The organism is Ekhidna sp. (assembly GCF_965228795.1).
Lineage (GTDB): Bacteria > Bacteroidota > Bacteroidia > Cytophagales > Cyclobacteriaceae > Ekhidna.
Genome location: NZ_OZ245839.1, coordinates 180,331 through 199,041 on the forward strand (window position 1 = coordinate 180,331; position 18,711 = coordinate 199,041).

The following is an 18,711-nucleotide window of genomic DNA, read 5'->3' on the forward strand; positions in this document are numbered from 1 at the left end:
AACCTTTTTTTGATTAGGGGCTATTGTTAGTAACTTGATTGTATACCAACCCAATTAAAAATGAAAAAACACCTGATCTTACTAGCAGTAGCTACTTTGTTGGCCTATGATATTTCAGCGCAGATTAGCGCTCGAATGTTCCGTGACCCGGATGTCTCAGACAACCAAATTGCTTTTGTTTATGCCGGAGATATATGGCTTGTTTCAAAAAATGGAGGAACCGCTATTAAACTCAGCTCTCCAAACGGAGAAGAAAAGTCACCAAAGTTTTCTCCAGATGGTTCGAAAATTGCTTTCACAGCAAATTACAATGGAAACTGGGACGTATATACCATCCCAACTACAGGAGGTCTCCCGAGTCGGCTGACTTCTCACGGAGGTGCAGATATGGTAATTGACTGGAATCCGGGAGGCGACAAAGTGTTGTTTTCCTCATCGAGAGAGAGTGGCAGACAAAGATTCAGTCAACTATTCGAAGTGAGCGTAGATGGAGGTTTGCCTACAAAACTAGCTCCTCCCTATGGGTCGTTAGCTTCCTATTCACCCGATGGCGATAAGCTGGCCTTTAACTTTAAATCCAGAATCAATCGTACCTGGAAACGATACAAAGGAGGTTGGGCACCAGATATCTGGACGTATGACCTGGCTACCAATACCTCAAAGAATATTACAAATAATCCGTCAAGTGACGAGTTTCCAATGTGGTCTGGCAAGAAGATTTATTACTTATCAGATGATGGCCCCAACAGTAGATACAATATTTGGTCATATGATATTGAAGGAGAGTCGAAAACACAAATCACCAACTACTCCGAATATGATATTCACTATCCATCGCTCGGGCCAAGTGACATTGTGTATGAAAATGAAGGGAAGCTCTACATCATGAACCTGGCGAATCAGGAATCCAGCGAAGTAAAGGTGAACGTAATAACAGACCAGACCTCTCTAGCGGAGAAAATGATTGACGCAAGCGAAAACCTTGGATGGTTTGATGTTTCTCCTGATGGTAAACGCCTTATTATTTCCGCCAGAGGGGACGTGTTTACCGTTCCTGCAGAAGAAGGAATTACAAGAAACCTGACCCGTACAAGCGGAGCTTACGATCGCACACCTGCATGGTCTCCGGATGGAAAGAAAATTGCTTTTTGGACGGACGAAACCGGAGAATATCAGCTAAAAATTCACAATACGGAGAATGGGACTGCACAGGTCGTATCAAACTATTCGTCTGGATTTCGCTATGCTTTATTCTGGTCTCCTGACAGCAAAAAAATTGCTTTTGTAGATCAGACCATGGCCTTCCAATATTTTGATCTCGATACTAAACAAACAGTGAAGATTGGTGAGGGCAGATACCTGTTTCATGGTGGACTGAACAACTATACTTTTTCCTGGTCTTCAGACAGCAAGTGGATTGCATTCACTCAGGAGAACCCAAACAGGAATACATCTATTTATTTGTTCAATACCGCAACAAAGACAAGTCAAAAAGTGACGAGCGGATATTACAATGATTTTTCCCCGACGTTTGACCCTGACAATAAGTATCTATTCTTCCTTACAAATAGGAACATCAGCCCTGCATATTCATCGCTAGACAACACATTTATCTACCCCAATAGCACGATGATCGCAGCAGTTCCATTAACTAAATCCATGGATAGCCCTTTGAAGCCAAAGAATGATGAAGTAGAGACAAGCGAAGAAGGAGAAAAGGATATGGACGATGGAAAGAAAAAGGATAAAAAGAAAGATGATGAGAAGGATGAATCTGTGAAAATAGATTTTGCCGGATTCGAAGAAAGGGTTGTTTTGCTACCGGTTGAACCAGGAAATTATGGGGCATTAGAAGCGGTTTCCGGGAAAGTGGTATTCATACAATTTCCATTCACAGGGTCCCCGGAAAATTCTTCTGATGTGAAGTTTTATGACATTGAAGAAAGGGAAGTAAAGACGATCATCAGTTCGATCAACGGAGGGATAGAAATTGCTGCCAATGGGAAAAAAATAGCCGTCGCAAACAGAGGGCAACATGCCGTCCTGGACATTGCCGAAGGACAAAAAATGGACAAAACCATCGACCTGTCAAACATTAAAATGGAGGTGAATCCAATGGCGGAGTGGAAGCAAATCTTTGCTGATTCATGGAGATTTCAGCGGGACTACTTCTATGACAAAGATATGCACGGGCTGGATTGGAATGCCATCAAGGAACAATATGGAAAGCTTATCGGTCAGTGTGTTACACGCTGGGATGTCAACTACGTCTTGGGAGAGATGATTGGTGAGCTGAACGCTTCTCATACTTACCGTGGAGGTGGAGATTTAGAAAATACCAGTAATGTAAATGTTGGCTACCTGGGAGTGGATTGGGCAAAAGAAAATGGTGCCTATAGGATAAAGCGAATTGTAAGAGGTGCATCGTGGGATGCAGAGGTAGTCTCGCCACTGGATGCTCCCGGTGTGAATATCAATGTGGGTGACTATGTACTTGCCGTGAATGATGTCCCCCTTGATGCCTCGGAAGATCCGAGTATGTCTTTTCAGGGGGTGGCTGGAAAAACGGTTGAATTGACGGTGAATGGTTCTCCATCTATGAGTGGCTCCAGGAAAGAACTGGTGAAAACATTAAGAAGTGAATCCAGGCTTAGACACCTGGAATGGATAGAAAACAATCGCAAATTAGTGGATGAGCAGACTAACGGAAGGGTTGGGTACATCTATGTGAGAAGCACGGGAATAGATGGTCAAAATGAATTGATCCGTCAGTTTACCGCTCAATACCATAAGGATGGTTTGATCATTGATGAGCGGTTCAATAGTGGCGGTCAAATACCGGATCGCTTTATCGAAATGTTGGATCGCAAACCATTGGCCTTCTGGGCTGTTCGGGATGGAGACACCTGGCAGTGGCCTCCGGTAGCCAACTTTGGGCCAAAGGCGATGCTGATCAATGGGTGGAGTGGTTCTGGTGGAGATGCTTTCCCTGATTACTTTAGAAAAGCAGGTCTAGGACCACTAATAGGCACTCGTACATGGGGAGGACTAATCGGAATTTCAGGGGCACCATCGCTGATTGATGGTGGTGTTGTGACCGTACCGACATTCAGGATGTACAATCCGGATGGCACGTGGTTTAAAGAAGGGTATGGAGTAGATCCGGATATTGAGGTGAAGGAAAATCCCGGAGAGCTTGCACAAGGGACGGATGCGCAATTGCTTCGTGCCATTGATTGGATCAAAAAGGAACTGGAGGTCTATGAAGGTATGCCAGCTCCACCTGCCAAAGAAAAAAGATAAGTGAAAGCCCGCAACGGGCGGTTTTGGAAATCTGGTTGTCCTACCACGTTAGCGTGGTGGGACGACTTTTTTATAGCTCATGGTACTTTTCTAGCCTAGAATACTTACTTCCGCTTCATCTTAAACACTTCCGTCCACTGCTTATCACCATTCTTCAGGTCTAATCGAATCTCCATTTCTGAATCCGATTTTCGTTCGAAAACCAGTCCTTTTAAAATGATTTTATTCTCCGTGAATTCGATTAACTCGAAGTGGACAAAATCTTCTTTGGTCTCCCATGCCGTGAGTTTAGGGGTAAAGTGCTTAAGCTTAATGCCCGTACTATCCAATGTTAAAAACTCATAGAAGTTGAGACTACCATCTCCTTTATGATGCCGATAAACACCCATCATAGTGCCGCTCAATGATGGCTCTGACCACACTTCTTCTGAGGTTCCTCCAAACCCATCTCCAACCCAGCTGCCAGCCAACCATGCATAAGGGACTTTTGCTTCTTGACTATAGCTAACCAAATACCCAAACAATAATATTAGCAGTAGTGACTTTTTCATGTTTCTTCTTTATGCAAAATGACGAACCACCACGTCCTATTTGGACACTAACTCTGTAGTTTTTTTACACGCTCTGGTTCATGTGCTATCCAGGTTTTTAGCAAACCATTCATCATTACAATAAATTTTTTAGCAGGAACATCTGCATTTGCAGGGTTTCTTATAAAATTTCTGAGATCTTCCAGACCTTCAGTTTTCTTTAATGCCTCATTACTTAGCATCCACGAACCCATAGACCACTGTTCAAAGACTCGTTCCTCCCTGTAGCCCTTCACCCAAACCACAAGCTCCTTATGCCTGGCATCTGCTTTGATTTTATTCAGCAAATCAAGGACATCCTTCTCCTTACCTTCCAGAAATTGGAGGTAGTGCCCTTCGATTGCTAGCAGCATTCCAGTAATCCCATTTTGCTTGTTGTTTCGGATGGATGTTTGCGTAATTTCCTCTACCACTTCCAGTGTCATTGGAACTCTAGGTTTGCTCGTATAGATCAGATAAAAGTTCATAGCAGTATATAGACGCTTATCTAATTTAAGAAAAACTAACCACTACTGCATGATTGGCAGTATATGCAAAAGAAAGGAATCGGATTATCCTTTTAATTTTTTTGCTCTTTCCGGCTCATGTGCCATCCAGGTCTGCAATAGGTTGTTCATCATCCCAATGAACTTCTTTGATTGAAGATTATTGTTTACCGGATCTTCCAAAAATGACTTTAAATCCTCCAAAGCAGAAAGCTCCAATAGGTCTTTGTTTGAAAGCATCCAGGAGCCCATCGACCATTCAGAAAAAACCCGGTCATTGGAGTAGCCCTGAATTCTCAGCGTCACATTTTCATGACGAGGATCTCCCTTTATCATGTCAAAAAGCTTTCTAACCTCAGGCTCTTCACCTTCTAAAAACTGAAAATACTTGTCTTCTACATTCAACAACATGCCGGTAATGTCATGTGCAGAATTCCATTTAATTGATTCCTGAGTGATGTCATTTAGCTTATCTGACGTCACCTTTCCTGTTGGGGTACTTGTGTATATAATGTAGAAAATCATCAAAAAAGAGCTTTAGCCTAAAATAAACAAATATGTGGTAGAACAAGATCTGTAGTTTGATACTTTTTTAGATCTTTATTCCTGTGAAGGGAATATTCAGATTCTTAGCATTTGTAGTAATGGTGTATCTCATCATTACTGGAGTGGTTTCGTTATTGAACGGCACGAGCTCTGCCACCGCTTACTGTCAGGATAGTTTTGATATCATCAACCATGAGAATGATAGAAAGCATCAGCGCAGCTGGGCATTTGCTGATCATTCCAATTCCTTCTGTGCAGAATACATTTCCATCGAATCCCAGAGCCTGGCTGTCGGAACATTTAGAAATGAAATCATTTACAACACTGACTTCTCCTATGAAAACTTTTGGGGTTCTGTTTATCAGGAACTGATACAAAACAGCAAGCTAAATATTGGTTTTTTGATCGACTCGTTGAAAGCCATCTCTGTTGAGAGAAGTCTTAGCAAGAGAGAGGGTGTTGATTATCAGAAATTCCTGGAGCGGTTTGAAAGCGAAGAGATTCGCTACGAAACCAATGCAGAGTTCTCTCTTAACCGACAGTGGGGCGTCCAGGGCTACCCGACAATGGTTTTACTGCACAAGGATCAGCTTTTCATGATTGCCCACGGTTATGCCACCTTTGACCAGATGAAAGCACAGGTGGAAAAGACGATAGAGGAGGTTGGTGTAAAGGATTAAAAAATGTACGTCATTCCGGATGAAGCAAAGCGGAATTCAGGAATCTAGTTAGTAGATTCCGGTATTTCTCGTTCCTCGAAAACCGGAATGACGTTTTAATTAAATGTCTACGTTTCGGGATAGAGGGAGGAGAAAAACATCCCCCTGCAGCCGCAATAGCCTTCGCACCCCCCTTCAAAGGGGGATTAAGTTCTGAAGAATTCCCCCTTTGGTAAAGGAGGCAAGGGGGATTCAAATCACTCCTTCACCACCCCTGGCCAGTTCTCTTCCGCCTTTTTAATTAATGCATCCCGATCTGCTTCCCATTTGTTCTGTATGCCCTTGCTATAATTCAGGTAGAGCTTTCCTTCCACGATCTTCCAAGCATCAGGATCGATCTTATAGAGAGACCCCTTCGAAACACCATACGCACAGTAGCCACCAAATTGTGGTGCATACTTCTTCGGATCCGCCTTGAATGCTTCCAGGTTTTCCTGCGAACTGAAATGCCAGTCTGCTTCTTTCCATTTGTAAGTGAATGATTCATTCCCTTTTATGGGCTCCCCTTGATTGAAGTACGCCACCGGGTCGTACCCTTTGATCGCACCATCATTGGTCGTGTAGATTGGGCCTTTCTGAGCTGTGGCAATGAAAGAAACGAAGGGGAGAAGAATTAGTGCAATGGTTTTCATAACAATAAGGTACGGAAGCCCAGCAGGAAGGATGAGTTAAGCAGGCGGATTTGTCGGCTAGTTGTCATCATTTTTTGATTGAGATGCTTCCTTCGTCCGCATCACAGCACGGAAATCAATTGAGCGTAAATGTTCAGCTAGTTTAGCACGATTCTAAATCGAAGGATCATCGTGAACCTGCCTGCTGACAAAGGCAAACGCAGTGAAGGACCTCCCTCAATCACAACACCTAATCTTAATTCTGCTTCTTTATCTATTTAGCTTATCATTAAGTTTACAATATGGAGTGGATCGAATGGCTAGCAGATAAACTGAACTTAAAACCTGAGTTTGCAGAGAAGCTGTTTTTTACGCTGCTCGCGCTAATCATTCTTTACTTGATCAGGTACTTCACGTTAAAAATCATCTTTCGCAGGATTGATGATGAACAATACGAGGGGAGGTATTTATGGAAAAGAGGCGTAAAGAATGTCTACTATATTCTAGTGGTTATTGTATTATCACTTATCTGGTTTGAGCGAATTGGCTCAATTGCCACATTTCTGGGATTAGTATCGGCAGGTATTGCCATCGCCCTGCAAGATCCCTTAGTTAACCTGGCCGGCTGGCTTTTCATTGTAGTGAGGAAACCCTTGAAACTAGGTGACCGAATTCAAATCAATGGCATTGCAGGGGATGTAATAGACGTTAGGTTTTTTCAGTTTACCATCAATGAAATCAATAACTGGGTAGATGCCGATCAAAGCACTGGTCGAATCATTCATATCCCAAATGGCTATGTCTTTAAGCATGCACAAGCCAACTATAATCAGGGCTTTCCACATGTGTGGAATGAAATCGGTGTGCTGATTACTTTCGAAAGCGACTGGAAGAAAGCGGAAGAAATATTGACAAAAATCGTTCAGGAGCACGCTGAAAAATTCAGCATTTCCGCTCGGAAAAAATTACTTGAGGCTTCAAAGCAGTTTATGATTTTCTACCGGACCCTCACCCCTATTGTGTATGTGTCTGTCAAGGATAGCGGAGTAATGCTAACAATGAGATATCTGATACAGCCAAGAAATCGACGATCTTCTGAAGATACGATTTGGAGGGATATTCTGAATGCCTTCGCTGAGCATAAAGACATTGATTTCGCATATCCAACCAACCGTATTTATTACAACTTACAAGAGGGCAAAAAAGGGACTACTAAAGACCCTAATTTTCCATCTTCGCTTTGAACACCTGAGGTTGATTGAGATGCTTCGTTCCTCAGCATGACAGCACGGAATATAAGGCGAAGCACTAAATGATCAAATCCCTCCGAAAGTAGATCGAACTGTCATCCTGAACGCAATGAAGGATCTTATTATTTTCGAAGAATGAACCACAACTATTTTACTTATATCACGACAAATAAATCCCGTAAAGTTCTATACACAGGAATGACTAATGATTTACGCACTCGATTAGAGCAGCATAAAGAGGACGCGCATGGGGCTAAGAAAACCTTCGCCGGAAAATATAACTGCTACTACCTCATCTTTTGGGAGAGGTATCAATATGTCTATCATGCGATCGAAAGAGAACATGAAATAAAAGGCTGGAAACGATTCAAAAAAGAGGCCTTAATCAATGAGTTCAATCCTGAATGGAGGTTTCTAAATGATGAAATTGATTGAGATGCTTCGTGCCTCAGCATGACACCACAGAATATTAGGCGAAGCACTAAATGATCAAATCCCTCCGAAAGTAGATTGAACTGTCATCCTGAACGCAGTGAAGGATCTTATTATTTTCGAAGAATGAACCACAACTATTTTACTTATATCACGACAAATAAATCCCGCAAGTTCTATACACAGGAATGACTAATGATTTACGCACTCGATTAGAGCAGCATAAAGAGGACGCGCATGGGCTAAGAAAACCTTCGCCGGAAAATATAACTGCTACTATCTCGTCTTTTGGGAGAGGTATCAATATGTCAATCATGCGATCGAAAGAGAACATGAAATAAAAGGCTGGAAACGATTCAAAAAAGAGGCCTTAATCAATGAGTTCAATCCTGAATGGAGGCTCCTAAATGATGAGATTGATTGAGATGCTTCGTTCCTCAGCATGACAGCACGGAATATAAGGCGAAGCACTAAATGATCAAATCCCTCCGAAAGTAGATCGAACTGTCATCCTGAACGCAGTGAAGGATCTATACTACGTCACTTGCTTTTTAAGATTTCTTGTCATCTAGGTATCAACCACATTCCAATTAGAGGTTGCCTACCTCGCCAACACCCTCGCCGGCAGCATAAACAGCGCCCGGATAAACGCAAACACTCCCTCCACGGCAAATCCTAATATTCTGAAGGGCAACAGAATCAACCAAATGATTGGATAAAAGAACAAAATCGCTAACGCTAGTGGCCAGCAGATCACGAGGAGGATAAACCAAAGTAGTAGTTTCATGTAGGCATATACGATGTGACAATCCGTGTGGTTATCTGCTCGTATTTGAACATTAGCTGTTCAAAAGCGATCTTTTTTTGAGTTGCTCAAAACACTTTATCAATTGATAAGTTGACTGAACTAATTTATAACCAATAACAACCTAATAATGAGTTCGCTTTACAGATTGATTTATACCAGCTTCCGAAAGCCAGAGTGTGATGAAGAAGAGATTGATAACATACTAAGTGCATGCAAAAAGAATAATCCCGGCAGAAATGTGACCGGGGTTTTGCTTCACTCTGACAAACGCTTTATCCAATACATAGAAGGAGAAAAGGACGAGGTACTTGACTTATATGAGTTGATAAAAGATGACCCACGCCATACCAGTGTAAATCAACGAAATTTTGAACCGATAGCTAACAGAATATTTCCTAGCTGGGAAATGGGCTATAAGGATGTGGACAAAATAGCATTTGACACTGATGCTTCGTCAATTAACGAAAAGACTTTTAATAGATTAATAAAAGGAGAGTTGGACTTTGATGACAATGCAATGAGAATTTTGCAGCTTTTCTTCAAAATGGCCTAGCGTAAATTTGTATCTTTAGGTACATGAAGCTACCTATCTATCAAGTCGACGCATTTACTGATCATCTCTTCGCCGGCAATCCAGCAGCAGTCGTCCCAATTGGGGATGAATGGCCCATCGATGATGTACTGCAAAAAATTGCCATTGAGAACAACCTGTCTGAAACAGCCTTCTTTCAGGAGCAGGGCGATGTGTTTGAGTTGAGGTGGTTTACGCCGGAGTTTGAAATTGATCTGTGTGGTCATGCTACACTTGCATCTGCACATGTGATTTTCAATCATTTGGATTATCAGAAGGATGAGATTCACTTTGAGACTATGAGTGGCCCATTGGTCGTCAAGAGAAAAGATCATTTGCTGCAGCTGGATTTCCCTTCGCGCAAGCCAGAACCGGCTGAAATGAAAGAAGGGCTATTGAAGGCTTTTAATCATCCCCCGAAAGAAATCCTGAAATCACGTGATTATATGATGGTTTACGAAAGTGAGGCCGATGTTCGGTCTCTCAAAGTAAATCCAAGCTTACTGAGCCCGGAGCATTTCGATAAAGGAGGAATCATCTGTACCGCTCCCGGAGATGGCGTAGATTTTGTGTCACGATTTTTCTTTCCAGGAGGTTCCGTCTTTGAAGATCCCGTGACCGGTTCTTCGCACTGCTCACTGATTCCGTATTGGTCGGAGAAGCTGGGCAAGAACGAGATGATCGCCTATCAATTGTCTGAGCGAAAGGGCTACCTCAACTGTACAGATCTTGGAGAACGTGTACTCATCGCCGGCAATGCGGTGACGTATTTGACAGGGGAGATTGAGGTTTGAAATCTAATCCAATTCCTCAGTCAAGATATAGCCAAAATCTTCTACCTTAAATAAGGGATCCCTGTTTATGTTCATGATTTGAATAGAATTTGTTGGGACAATAGTCTCTTTGCTTTTACCTACTGTAGCCACCACGGTAAATGGAAAATTATCGCGAAACCCAGTTTTCCACTTATATTTCAACGTTGATTGGGCAGAGTCATAAGCATACTGAAGAACCGGCGGAGATTTTTCTTTCAGATATACATCGAACAGGGGGTTAAAGTCTCTACCGGCCACCTCATTGAAATATGCAATAAAGGTTTCCGTGCTTATGTTTTGCCTGGCATATCGTTCAAGAGCACCTCTTAAAATAGAGAAAAATTTCTCGTCATCATTTAGCTGTCTTCTCAGGGTATGAAGTATCAATGCTCCTTTATAGTAGATATCAGCATCTTTGGAGCTGACCCAGCTATTGTATCGAACGCCACAAGGCTTTAAGACAGGACGCTCATTATCTACATACCTGGAAAGGTTCCATATATAATGGTCATAATAGTTTGGTTGATAAAGCTCAGCTACCACCAATGCCTCAGAATAGGTGGCGAACCCTTCATGCAACCACATATCGCAATAGTCCATTCCTGACGGTAAATTCCCCCACCACTCATGGGCAAGCTCATGAATTAATGTGGTATTCACTTTTAAGGAATAGGCAGGAGGGGCATAGTCATTGTGAAAATAGGAGCCCATCGAAATGGCCGACTGATGCTCCATAGCTCCTCCTCCCAGTGTGGACTGCACGATTTTGCACCCATCTCTCCACCATGGAAAGGGTCCGTACAGATCTTCAAGTTCTTTTAAGTGCAAAGGAGTCTGAGAATAGAATGATCGAGCCTTATCGATTTGATGATCCAGTGCATAGACCTCAATTTCACGTTCCACTCCCTTGATGTCTGTGTAAGGGAATGTGATTTTTTCATAATTGCCGATGTTGAATGAAATATTGTAAATATTGATGGGGTTAAGAACAGAGTGATGATAAACGCTATTTTCACCTTTTGTAGTAACACTGTCGAGCTTACCATTGGCCACAGCGACAAGTGGGCTCGGCACTTCGACTCGTATGAAGCACTGCTCAGGCTCATCATACAATAGTTCTTTGCAGGGCATCATGTAGTGTCCTCCAACTCCCTCGGTTTGCGTCCCGATCCACGGATCCCCCCTACTATCTTCTTTCCATTGAATAGGCCCTTCTTTTGCAATATCGGCGGGCTTCCCTCCATAGCTTATTTTAATTGAGCCACTTGTGCCTTCAGCTGCTTGCTCCGAAAAGACGATGTAAATAATATCCTTGCTGTGCTTCCAGATTTTCAATGGAATGGAGCTTTCAATGTTGTCAACCTTCAACCTTCTATGCAAGTCAACCAGGATGGAGTCTTGTCGCATTTCCATCTCAAAATCGATGCGCATGGTGCCTTCGATTCGCTCTTCTTCTGGATCAACTTTTACATACCAATCGTAAGTGGTGATATCGTAAGCCCTCAAACGATTAATCTCACCTTGCAGGTAGTCGCGTTTTGAAAACCTGGGGAAACCCTCTTTTTTGTTCGGAAAATAATACTTGACAAAGGGTTTGTATCTGCATGCACCGACCATCAATGATACGATGATTAGAAGAATTAGCTTTTTCATTTTGCTTCCAAAATGGGTGATAAGGTAATTTAATGCCTTATTCCAAGATACGCTTACGTTAAGAGGAAGTTTATAATTACAAAATCTCCACAATATGCCTGGCCACTTTCCCCGTCCCATCTAAAATCTGATGGCGACATGAGGTGCCTGAAGCCAGGATGATTGTGTCTTTCTCTGCTTCTCTTACTTTAGGGAAGAGAACCAATTCTCCGATTTTCATAGACACTTCAAAATGCTCTTTTTCATAGCCGAAGGATCCGGCCATACCGCAGCACCCGCTTGGGATCATTTGAACTTCAAAACCCTCTGCCGCTTTCAGAATTTTCATGGTTGGCGTCATGGACGAAAGAGCCTTTTGATGACAGTGACCATGCACCAACACTTTTTGTTTCTTTCTTGGAAAATCGTCTGACTTCAGAGTTCCTTCTTCCAACTCACTAGCTAAAAACTCTTCTATGGTAAAGGTCTTCTCCGCTACTTTCAGGGCCTGTTCTTTTTCTTTTCCCCGAAGTAAATCCGGATACTCATCACGGAACGTCAGTATCGCCGAAGGTTCTATCCCTACCAGACAGATATCTTTTTTCAACAGGCTATGGAATAGATTAACATTCTCTTTTGCCAATGCATTAGCCTCTTCCAGCATACCTTTAGATAAGTAAGCTCGCCCACTGATGGCATGGTTAGCGGCTCTCACTTCATAGCCCATCCGATCCAGCAGCATTATGGCCTTTTTACCGATTTCCACATCCAGGTAGTTGGTAAATTCATCAAAAAAGAAGTAGACTGTTTTCTTTGGCTTTCGCTGTAGCGAATGAAACTTCTTATCAAACCAGGAACGCAACGTTTGATTGGCCATCTTGGGAATTGAACGCTTTGAAGCGAATCCCAACATCGGCTTGGATAGGTTTCTGGTCAGGTTAAATGCCCAAGGTGCTTTTTCAAATTGCTCCATGCTCTTTGCATAGTTGGCGATCATTTTGGTACGGAAAGGCACTCCCTTTTCTTTCATGGACTGGTATTGCCATTCGGCTTTCAGCTTGCCCATATCTACATTAGAGGGGCACTCTCGTTTGCAACCTTTACACGAAAGACACAAGTCCATAACTTCTTTGATTTCAGGCTTTGTGAATGGATTGGCCTCTTTGGATCGAGTGAGCATCTCGCGAAGGATATTGGCTCTCGCACGGGTAGTGTCTTTCTCATCCCGTGTGGCCTGGTAGCTGGGGCACATGGTGCCTCCGGTAAGTTCCGATTTTCGACAATCACCGGAACCATTACATAGTTCAGCCGCTCGAACGATCCCCTTATCATTGGAGAAATTCAGCATGGTCTCAAACTCAAGCGTTTTTTGGTTCTTCTCATACCTGAGCGAAGTATCCATGGGTGCTGTATCCACAATCTTCCCTGGGTTGAAGATATTGTGAGGATCCCAGGTTTGCTTCACTTTTTTAAGTAGCTGGTAGTTTTCCTCCCCGATCATTTTTGGAATAAACTCGCCACGTAATCGGCCATCGCCGTGCTCTCCGGATAGCGAACCATTATATTTTTTGACCAGATCAGCGATCTCTTCTGCTATGGTACGAAAAAGTTTGACCCCCTCTTCAGTTTTCAAGTTCAGGTAAGGACGCAGGTGCAGTTCTCCTGATCCGGCATGAGCATAATGAACACTGTAAAGTCCATGCTTTTGGAGGATCTTATTGAAGTCACCGATGTAGTTTGGAAGATCCTTCACATCTACTGCTGTATCCTCAATAACAGGAGCAGGCTTGGTGTCGCCGGGGATGTTGGAAAGCAATCCCAATCCGGCTTTTCGTAGATTCCAGACTTTTGTAATGTCGTCTCCTTTGATAATTGGAAATGCATATCCCAATCGTTGTTTACCCAACTCAGTCAGAAAATTCAAAATGCGTATGTCTACTTCCTTTTCTGTCTCACCAATCAATTCTACCACCAGAATAGCTTTCGGCTCCCCTTCCACAAAGAAGCGGTTGGCCGCCTGCTCTTTATTTCGTGCGGTAGCTTCCAGGATGTAGTGGTCCATCAGCTCGCAGGCATACGGTTGATAATTGAGCGCGATCAGGTTGGCTTTTAGTGAGTCCTCGATGCTTTTACAGTGGACACAAACCAGTCGTTTGTGCCCTTCAGGGATTTTAGTGATCTTCAGCTTAGCTGCAGTAACAAATGCCAGGGTGCCTTCTGACCCTGCAATCAATGAACAGAAATTAAATGGCTTTCCTTTCGAATTGAATGGCTGCATATCGGCCAGCATATCCAACGCGTATCCGGTATTTCTTCTTGGAATGTTTGGTTTTGGGAATTCCTTTTTAATGCGGTTGACATTCGCCTTATCCAACAGGATGTCTGAGATGTTTTGGTATAGTTGGTTTTCAAAAACAGACGAAGCTCTTAGATCATCCGACTCTTTGAAATGAACTTCAGACCCGTCAGAGAGAAGCGCTTTTACTTCAAGCAAATGCTCCCTAGTGCTTCCATAGACCACTGAATTAGATCCACAGGAATTATTTCCGATCATTCCTCCAATCATCGCCCGATTGGCGGTAGAAGTTTCCGGGGCAAAGAAGTAACCGTGTTTTGAAAGCTCCCTATTTAGCTCATCACGTACAATTCCCGGCTGCACCCACACATATTCTTCCTTCAGGTTCACTTCCAGAATTTGAGTGAAATGCTTGGAGACATCCACCACGATTCCACCACCGACTACTTGTCCTGCCAGGGAGGTGCCGGCGGTTCTCGGGATAAGTGAGGTTTGATTTTCCTGAGCAAAGTGAATGAGTTTTTTTAGGTCTTCATCATCTTTCGGGATGGCAACCGCATGAGGTACTTCTCTGTATGCTGAAGCATCGGTTGAATATATACGACGGATGGCCTCTCCGGTGTGGATGTGGCCTTTCAATTCTTTATCGAGTACTTTAAAGGTCATTGTATTTTTCCCAGAATTCACGTGGGTTAAGGATATTTATCTCCTGAACTTTATCATTCATCGTTAGTAAATCTTTATCTCCGGTTATTATCACTTCCGCTCCTGTAAGAATGGCAGTGGAAAGAATAATATCATCGTTTGGATCTCTTAGTCGATATAAAATTTCTTTGGAATCTGCTATTATTTCATAGCCATGCATCCTCTGAAGAAAAATATCAATTGCAGCGTTCGGAACATGGAATTTGTTCTTAAGCTTTCCAACTAGTTCATTTCTTACTCGTTGTGAAAGAACCAATTGATGATTTAGCAAAATGTTTTCAAAAACCCGCTGACTAAAACCATCTGATATTAAAGAGCTCAATAAAAAGCTTGTATCAGCAAAAACCCTCATGTAAGCTCTGGGTCATTGAAAATATCATCATCCGTATAATAGCCAGCTTTCTGAGCAAATGGAACCAACATTTCTCTAATCTCTCGAAAACTCTTTATTCTTATGTGTTTTTCCAGTGCTTCCCTGATCAAATCACTTTGGCTTCTTCCGGACTCTTTTACCCAAGCTTCTAAGTCTTTTTCAAGTTCGTCACTTATCCGTATCGAAATCGTTTTCATAACCCTTGTATTACAATGTAATACGAATATACATTTATTCGTGTTTTGAAAGAAATTTCAATTCCCCATGTAACCTTCCGAAATTACTTGAGTTTCCCCGACAGCAATGCACCAAATGAACCTACTGGAAGACCACAGTTTGATGTTGAAAGTGAAAGAAGGAGAGGTAGAAAAACTCAACCTGCTTTACAAACGGTACAGTCGTCGATTCTTTGGCTTCTTCTATGGAATGACCAATGATGGAGCGACGAGTGAAGACCTGGTTCAAAACGTCTTTATGCGGATCTTGAAGTACAAGCACACTTATAAGGAAAACGGGGATTTTGAAGTGTGGGCTTTCCAGATGGCTCGAAACGTGCATCACGATCACTACCGAAAGAATAAACGATATGCTTTCCAAGAGGACATGAATCCTTACGAGGAGCGGCTGAGCGAAAACAAAAATCAGGAGGTGGATATGGAACGATCGGATGAGCTGAATTACCTGAAAAAAGCGCTGGCAAATCTTTCAGCAGAAAAGCGAGAGTTGATTGAGCTGGTGCGATTTCAGAAGGTGAAATATGCAAAGGTGGCAGAAATGATGGGCGTGACAGAAAGTGCCATCAAGGTGCGAGTGCATCGAATATTAAAAGAATTGAGAGAATCCTACATAAAAATGGATGTCTAATCCCCCTTTGAAGACGGTCCGACGTTTCGGGGGTGTGGAGGATGTGAGATGGCAGGGGGATGTTTGAAGAAATAAATTATAAATCTCAAATGAGATAGAAATGAAGATTAATAGTAAAAAAGCAGAGGAACTCTGGCAGGATAAACTGGCAGGAAACATCAGCGAGAATGAAGAAAAGGCATTGACGGATTTTCTCGCATCAAATCCTGAAAAAGCAAAAGAGCTGGGAGAGCTTGAGCAAACCTGGGACTTGTTTGAAGAAATCGAACGACCTGAACCATCTGATGCTATGGATGCCCGGTTCGAGGGGATGATGGCTGCCTATGAGCAAAACCAAAAAGAAGTTCGACCGAATATGCTGGACTGGATTGTGATACAGATGACTAAAAGTTGGCAGGTAGGTCTGGCTTCTCTGGTGATGGGGTTATTCATCGGGTGGTGGATGTTACCATCACAAAATCAAAAGCAGGATATCGCTCAGCTAAGCAGTGAAATCCAAAGCATGAAAGAAATGATGATGCTGACGCTCATTGAGCAACCAAAGGCTCAGGAAAGAATCAGGGCAGTGAACCTGGCAGCAGAACTGCCAAAAGCTGATGAAAAAGTAGTCAATGCATTAATCACTACACTCAACAATGATGAGAACCTGAATGTGCGTCTGGCGTCTTTGGAATCACTGGTCAGGTATGTGGACGAACCGAATGTACGGCAAGCATTGGTGGATGCTCTGAAGCTTCAGGAATCACCGTTGGTTTTGGTAGCAATTGCTGATGTATTGGTAGCCATTCAGGAAAAATCATCTGTGGATGCGATGCAGCAGCTGAAAGAAAATACGGAAGATGAAATAGTGAAAGAAAAACTGGATGAGAGCATTCAGACACTTAAGAATACTTAAACTCAAAAATTGGACTAATGAATTTATTACTCATATTATTAACTCTCATCAATCCGGACCTCAAGGAGGACAGGATTGTGATCAACAAAGAATACACGATCGATAATCCAAATGAAATGGCAGTAATTGTCAACAATATTAACGGTGATGTCGAGATAGAGAGCTCTGGAGATAACAAGGTATATCTCAGTTTGATCATAGAAATGTCTGCAGGCACTGATGCGCTGTTGGAAAAAGCTAAAAGTGAGCTCGAATTAGGTGAGCTGTTTACACATGATTCTCTCGTATTTTTTACAAAAGCACCATTTATAAAAAAATATCGATGGGGGAAATACAGCGGCTATGACATGCACGACTATCCAAAATATTCATTCAAATACCAGTATAAACTTAAGGTTCCGAAAGCGGTAAGCTTAGAAGCCAAAACCGTAAATAATGGAGATGTATTTGTCAAGAATCTTGATGGCCCTATTAAAGCATGCAACGTAAATGGCAAGGTAGACATAAAATACGCGCGGAAGGTGCTTCAGGCATCCACAGTGAATGGGGATGTTACCATCAACTTTTTGGAGAACCCAACAGAAGCCATCGACTTCAATACCGTAAATGGAGATTTCAACTTTGAATTGCCGGACAACTTCAGTGCCCAGGTATACTTTGACAGCATGAATGGCGATTTGTTCACCTCATTCGATTACAAAAAAATGAGCCCTAAAGTGGAGAAAAGCGAGAAGAACGGGAAATTCAAAATTGGAACAAAAACCGGCGTGGAGATTGGATCTGGTGGGCCAGAACTGTCATTCCGGAGCATCAATGGAAATGTCTATTTAAAGAAAAGCGAATAACCGCACGTATATCGTGCACTTAATTATATAGAACAATGAAAAACTTAATAATCATATTATTTCTTGTGGCCTCTGCAAGTGTCTGGGCACAGGATTTCAACGAACGCTTAGCGATACCGCTAAGCTCGCCTGGAAATAAAGGTAAATTGGAAGTTGGTCTGGTTCGAGGCGACATTATGGTGGAAGCATACAATGGAAATGAAGTCATCATTGAAGCTGAAGCCAATACCAAGTCTGAAGACAAGCATTGTGCCAGCTGTGACGATGAAGATGACGATCGAAGTGCTCCTCCGGGGATGAAAAAGATAGCCAGTAGCCCGATTGAGCTTAGCGCATCAGAAAACAACAATCGAGTAAAGATTGAAACAAACTCCTGGAAAAAATCAATCAACCTTACAATCAAAGTGCCAGCAAATTTTGACCTTGAGATTTCCACCGTTCATGGCCAGGTAGATGTAACCGGCATTAGTGGAACGCATGAAATCTCTGCAGTTCATGGTCCATTGACATTGAAAGACATGAGTGGCTCCATTGTTTCCAATACGGTGCATGGAGATATCATCGTGAATTTCATTAAAGTCACTCCAAATGAACCCATGTCATTTGTAACGCTACATGGAAACGTGGACGTAACTTTTCCCGGAAATATTAAAGCCACAGCCAAGATGCGCTCAGACAGAGGAGAGATTTATACGGATTATGACATGACGGTTGACCGATCCAAGCCGGAGGTGAAATCAGATGATGGAAAATACAAAGTATCTATCAACTCCTGGGTGTACGGCGATATCAATGGTGGTGGCCCGGAGTATACATTCAAGAATATGCACGGAGACATTATTATCAGGAAGAAATAGAAAGACCTAAATACTTTTCAAAGAGCCCTGTCGACAAGCGTCAGGGGTTTTTTGAAAGTCTAGTCGTCCCACCACTTTGAGTGGTAGGACGACTTTCATATACCCTAGGGGGAA

At 42.6% G+C, this 18,711-nt stretch carries 18 protein-coding genes; 10 read left to right on the forward strand and 8 right to left on the reverse strand.

Translation table 11 applies throughout. The features are described 5' to 3' along the window. Positions 1-60: 60 nt before the first annotated feature. The gene (locus ACQK2H_RS00675; protein ID WP_425389548.1) at positions 61-3,303 is read left to right on the forward strand and encodes a S41 family peptidase; all 3,243 of its coding nucleotides are present in this window, start codon (positions 61-63) and stop codon (positions 3,301-3,303) included. A gap of 104 nt (positions 3,304-3,407) precedes the next feature. Here the strand turns inward: ACQK2H_RS00675 and ACQK2H_RS00680 are convergent, their stop codons facing one another. The 3 genes from ACQK2H_RS00680 to ACQK2H_RS00690 form a co-directional block, all read right to left on the reverse strand. Continuing rightward, positions 3,408-3,854 (reverse strand): DUF6265 family protein, encoded by a 447-nt coding sequence (locus ACQK2H_RS00680; RefSeq protein ID WP_425389549.1) that lies wholly within the window; start codon positions 3,852-3,854, stop codon positions 3,408-3,410. A gap of 47 nt (positions 3,855-3,901) precedes the next feature. Then, a complete protein-coding gene (locus ACQK2H_RS00685; protein ID WP_425389550.1) occupies positions 3,902-4,360 on the reverse strand; it encodes a BLUF domain-containing protein in 459 nt (152 codons plus the stop codon). 84 nt (positions 4,361-4,444) lie between these two features. After that, positions 4,445-4,903, reverse strand: coding sequence for a BLUF domain-containing protein (locus tag ACQK2H_RS00690; RefSeq protein ID WP_425389551.1), 459 nt, complete (start codon positions 4,901-4,903; stop codon positions 4,445-4,447). 83 nt (positions 4,904-4,986) lie between these two features. On the opposite strand from ACQK2H_RS00690, the gene ACQK2H_RS00695 reads away from it, so the two are divergent. Further along, positions 4,987-5,604 carry a hypothetical protein gene (locus ACQK2H_RS00695; protein ID WP_425389552.1) on the forward strand — a complete coding sequence of 206 codons (618 nt, stop codon included), beginning with the start codon at positions 4,987-4,989 and terminating at the stop codon, positions 5,602-5,604. 236 nt (positions 5,605-5,840) lie between these two features. Here ACQK2H_RS00695 and ACQK2H_RS00700 read toward each other — a convergent pair whose 3' ends face one another. Continuing rightward, positions 5,841-6,275, reverse strand: a complete 435-nt coding sequence (locus ACQK2H_RS00700; protein WP_425389553.1) for a YHS domain-containing (seleno)protein — start codon at positions 6,273-6,275, stop codon at positions 5,841-5,843. 281 nt (positions 6,276-6,556) lie between these two features. Between ACQK2H_RS00700 and ACQK2H_RS00705 the strand changes: the two genes are divergently transcribed. From ACQK2H_RS00705 to ACQK2H_RS00720, 4 genes are all read left to right on the forward strand, one after another. Next, entirely contained in the window at positions 6,557-7,498 is a 942-nt protein-coding gene (locus tag ACQK2H_RS00705) for a mechanosensitive ion channel family protein (protein ID WP_425389554.1), read from the forward strand. A 141-nt stretch (positions 7,499-7,639) separates the two neighbouring features. Then, positions 7,640-7,939, forward strand: a complete 300-nt coding sequence (locus tag ACQK2H_RS00710; protein ID WP_425389555.1) for a GIY-YIG nuclease family protein — start codon at positions 7,640-7,642, stop codon at positions 7,937-7,939. Between the two features lie 932 nt (positions 7,940-8,871). Further along, on the forward strand, positions 8,872-9,297 hold the full coding sequence (locus ACQK2H_RS00715; RefSeq protein WP_425389556.1) for a BLUF domain-containing protein: 426 nt from the start codon (positions 8,872-8,874) through the stop codon (positions 9,295-9,297). A 23-nt stretch (positions 9,298-9,320) separates the two neighbouring features. Further along, positions 9,321-10,109, forward strand: a complete 789-nt coding sequence (locus tag ACQK2H_RS00720; protein WP_425389557.1) for a PhzF family phenazine biosynthesis protein — start codon at positions 9,321-9,323, stop codon at positions 10,107-10,109. A gap of 3 nt (positions 10,110-10,112) precedes the next feature. Here the strand turns inward: ACQK2H_RS00720 and ACQK2H_RS00725 are convergent, their stop codons facing one another. The 4 genes from ACQK2H_RS00725 to ACQK2H_RS00740 all read right to left on the reverse strand — a co-directional run bounded on the left by ACQK2H_RS00725 (position 10,113) and on the right by ACQK2H_RS00740 (position 15,333). Next, positions 10,113-11,783 carry a M1 family metallopeptidase gene (locus tag ACQK2H_RS00725; RefSeq protein ID WP_425389558.1) on the reverse strand — a complete coding sequence of 557 codons (1,671 nt, stop codon included), beginning with the start codon at positions 11,781-11,783 and terminating at the stop codon, positions 10,113-10,115. A 76-nt stretch (positions 11,784-11,859) separates the two neighbouring features. After that, entirely contained in the window at positions 11,860-14,724 is a 2,865-nt protein-coding gene (locus ACQK2H_RS00730; RefSeq protein WP_425389559.1) for an FAD-binding and (Fe-S)-binding domain-containing protein, read from the reverse strand. Continuing rightward, positions 14,714-15,115 (reverse strand): putative toxin-antitoxin system toxin component, PIN family, encoded by a 402-nt coding sequence (locus ACQK2H_RS00735; RefSeq protein ID WP_425389560.1) that lies wholly within the window; start codon positions 15,113-15,115, stop codon positions 14,714-14,716. The genes ACQK2H_RS00730 and ACQK2H_RS00735 overlap by 11 nt, the downstream gene beginning before the upstream one ends. Further along, positions 15,112-15,333, reverse strand: coding sequence for a ribbon-helix-helix protein, CopG family (locus ACQK2H_RS00740; protein WP_425389561.1), 222 nt, complete (start codon positions 15,331-15,333; stop codon positions 15,112-15,114). Before ACQK2H_RS00740 ends, ACQK2H_RS00735 begins: the two co-directional genes overlap by 4 nt. Before the next feature lie 115 nt (positions 15,334-15,448). Here ACQK2H_RS00740 and ACQK2H_RS00745 point away from each other — a divergent pair, with 115 nt between their 5' ends. The 4 genes from ACQK2H_RS00745 (at position 15,449) to ACQK2H_RS00760 (ending at position 18,597) form a co-directional block, all read left to right on the forward strand. Continuing rightward, entirely contained in the window at positions 15,449-16,000 is a 552-nt protein-coding gene (locus ACQK2H_RS00745) for an RNA polymerase sigma factor (RefSeq protein WP_425389562.1), read from the forward strand. 100 nt (positions 16,001-16,100) lie between these two features. Further along, entirely contained in the window at positions 16,101-16,895 is a 795-nt protein-coding gene (locus ACQK2H_RS00750; protein WP_425389563.1) for a HEAT repeat domain-containing protein, read from the forward strand. A 17-nt stretch (positions 16,896-16,912) separates the two neighbouring features. Beyond that, positions 16,913-17,740, forward strand: a complete 828-nt coding sequence (locus ACQK2H_RS00755; RefSeq protein ID WP_425389564.1) for a DUF4097 family beta strand repeat-containing protein — start codon at positions 16,913-16,915, stop codon at positions 17,738-17,740. Between the two features lie 35 nt (positions 17,741-17,775). Further along, positions 17,776-18,597, forward strand: coding sequence for a DUF4097 family beta strand repeat-containing protein (locus tag ACQK2H_RS00760; RefSeq protein ID WP_425389565.1), 822 nt, complete (start codon positions 17,776-17,778; stop codon positions 18,595-18,597). Positions 18,598-18,711: the final 114 nt, after the last annotated feature.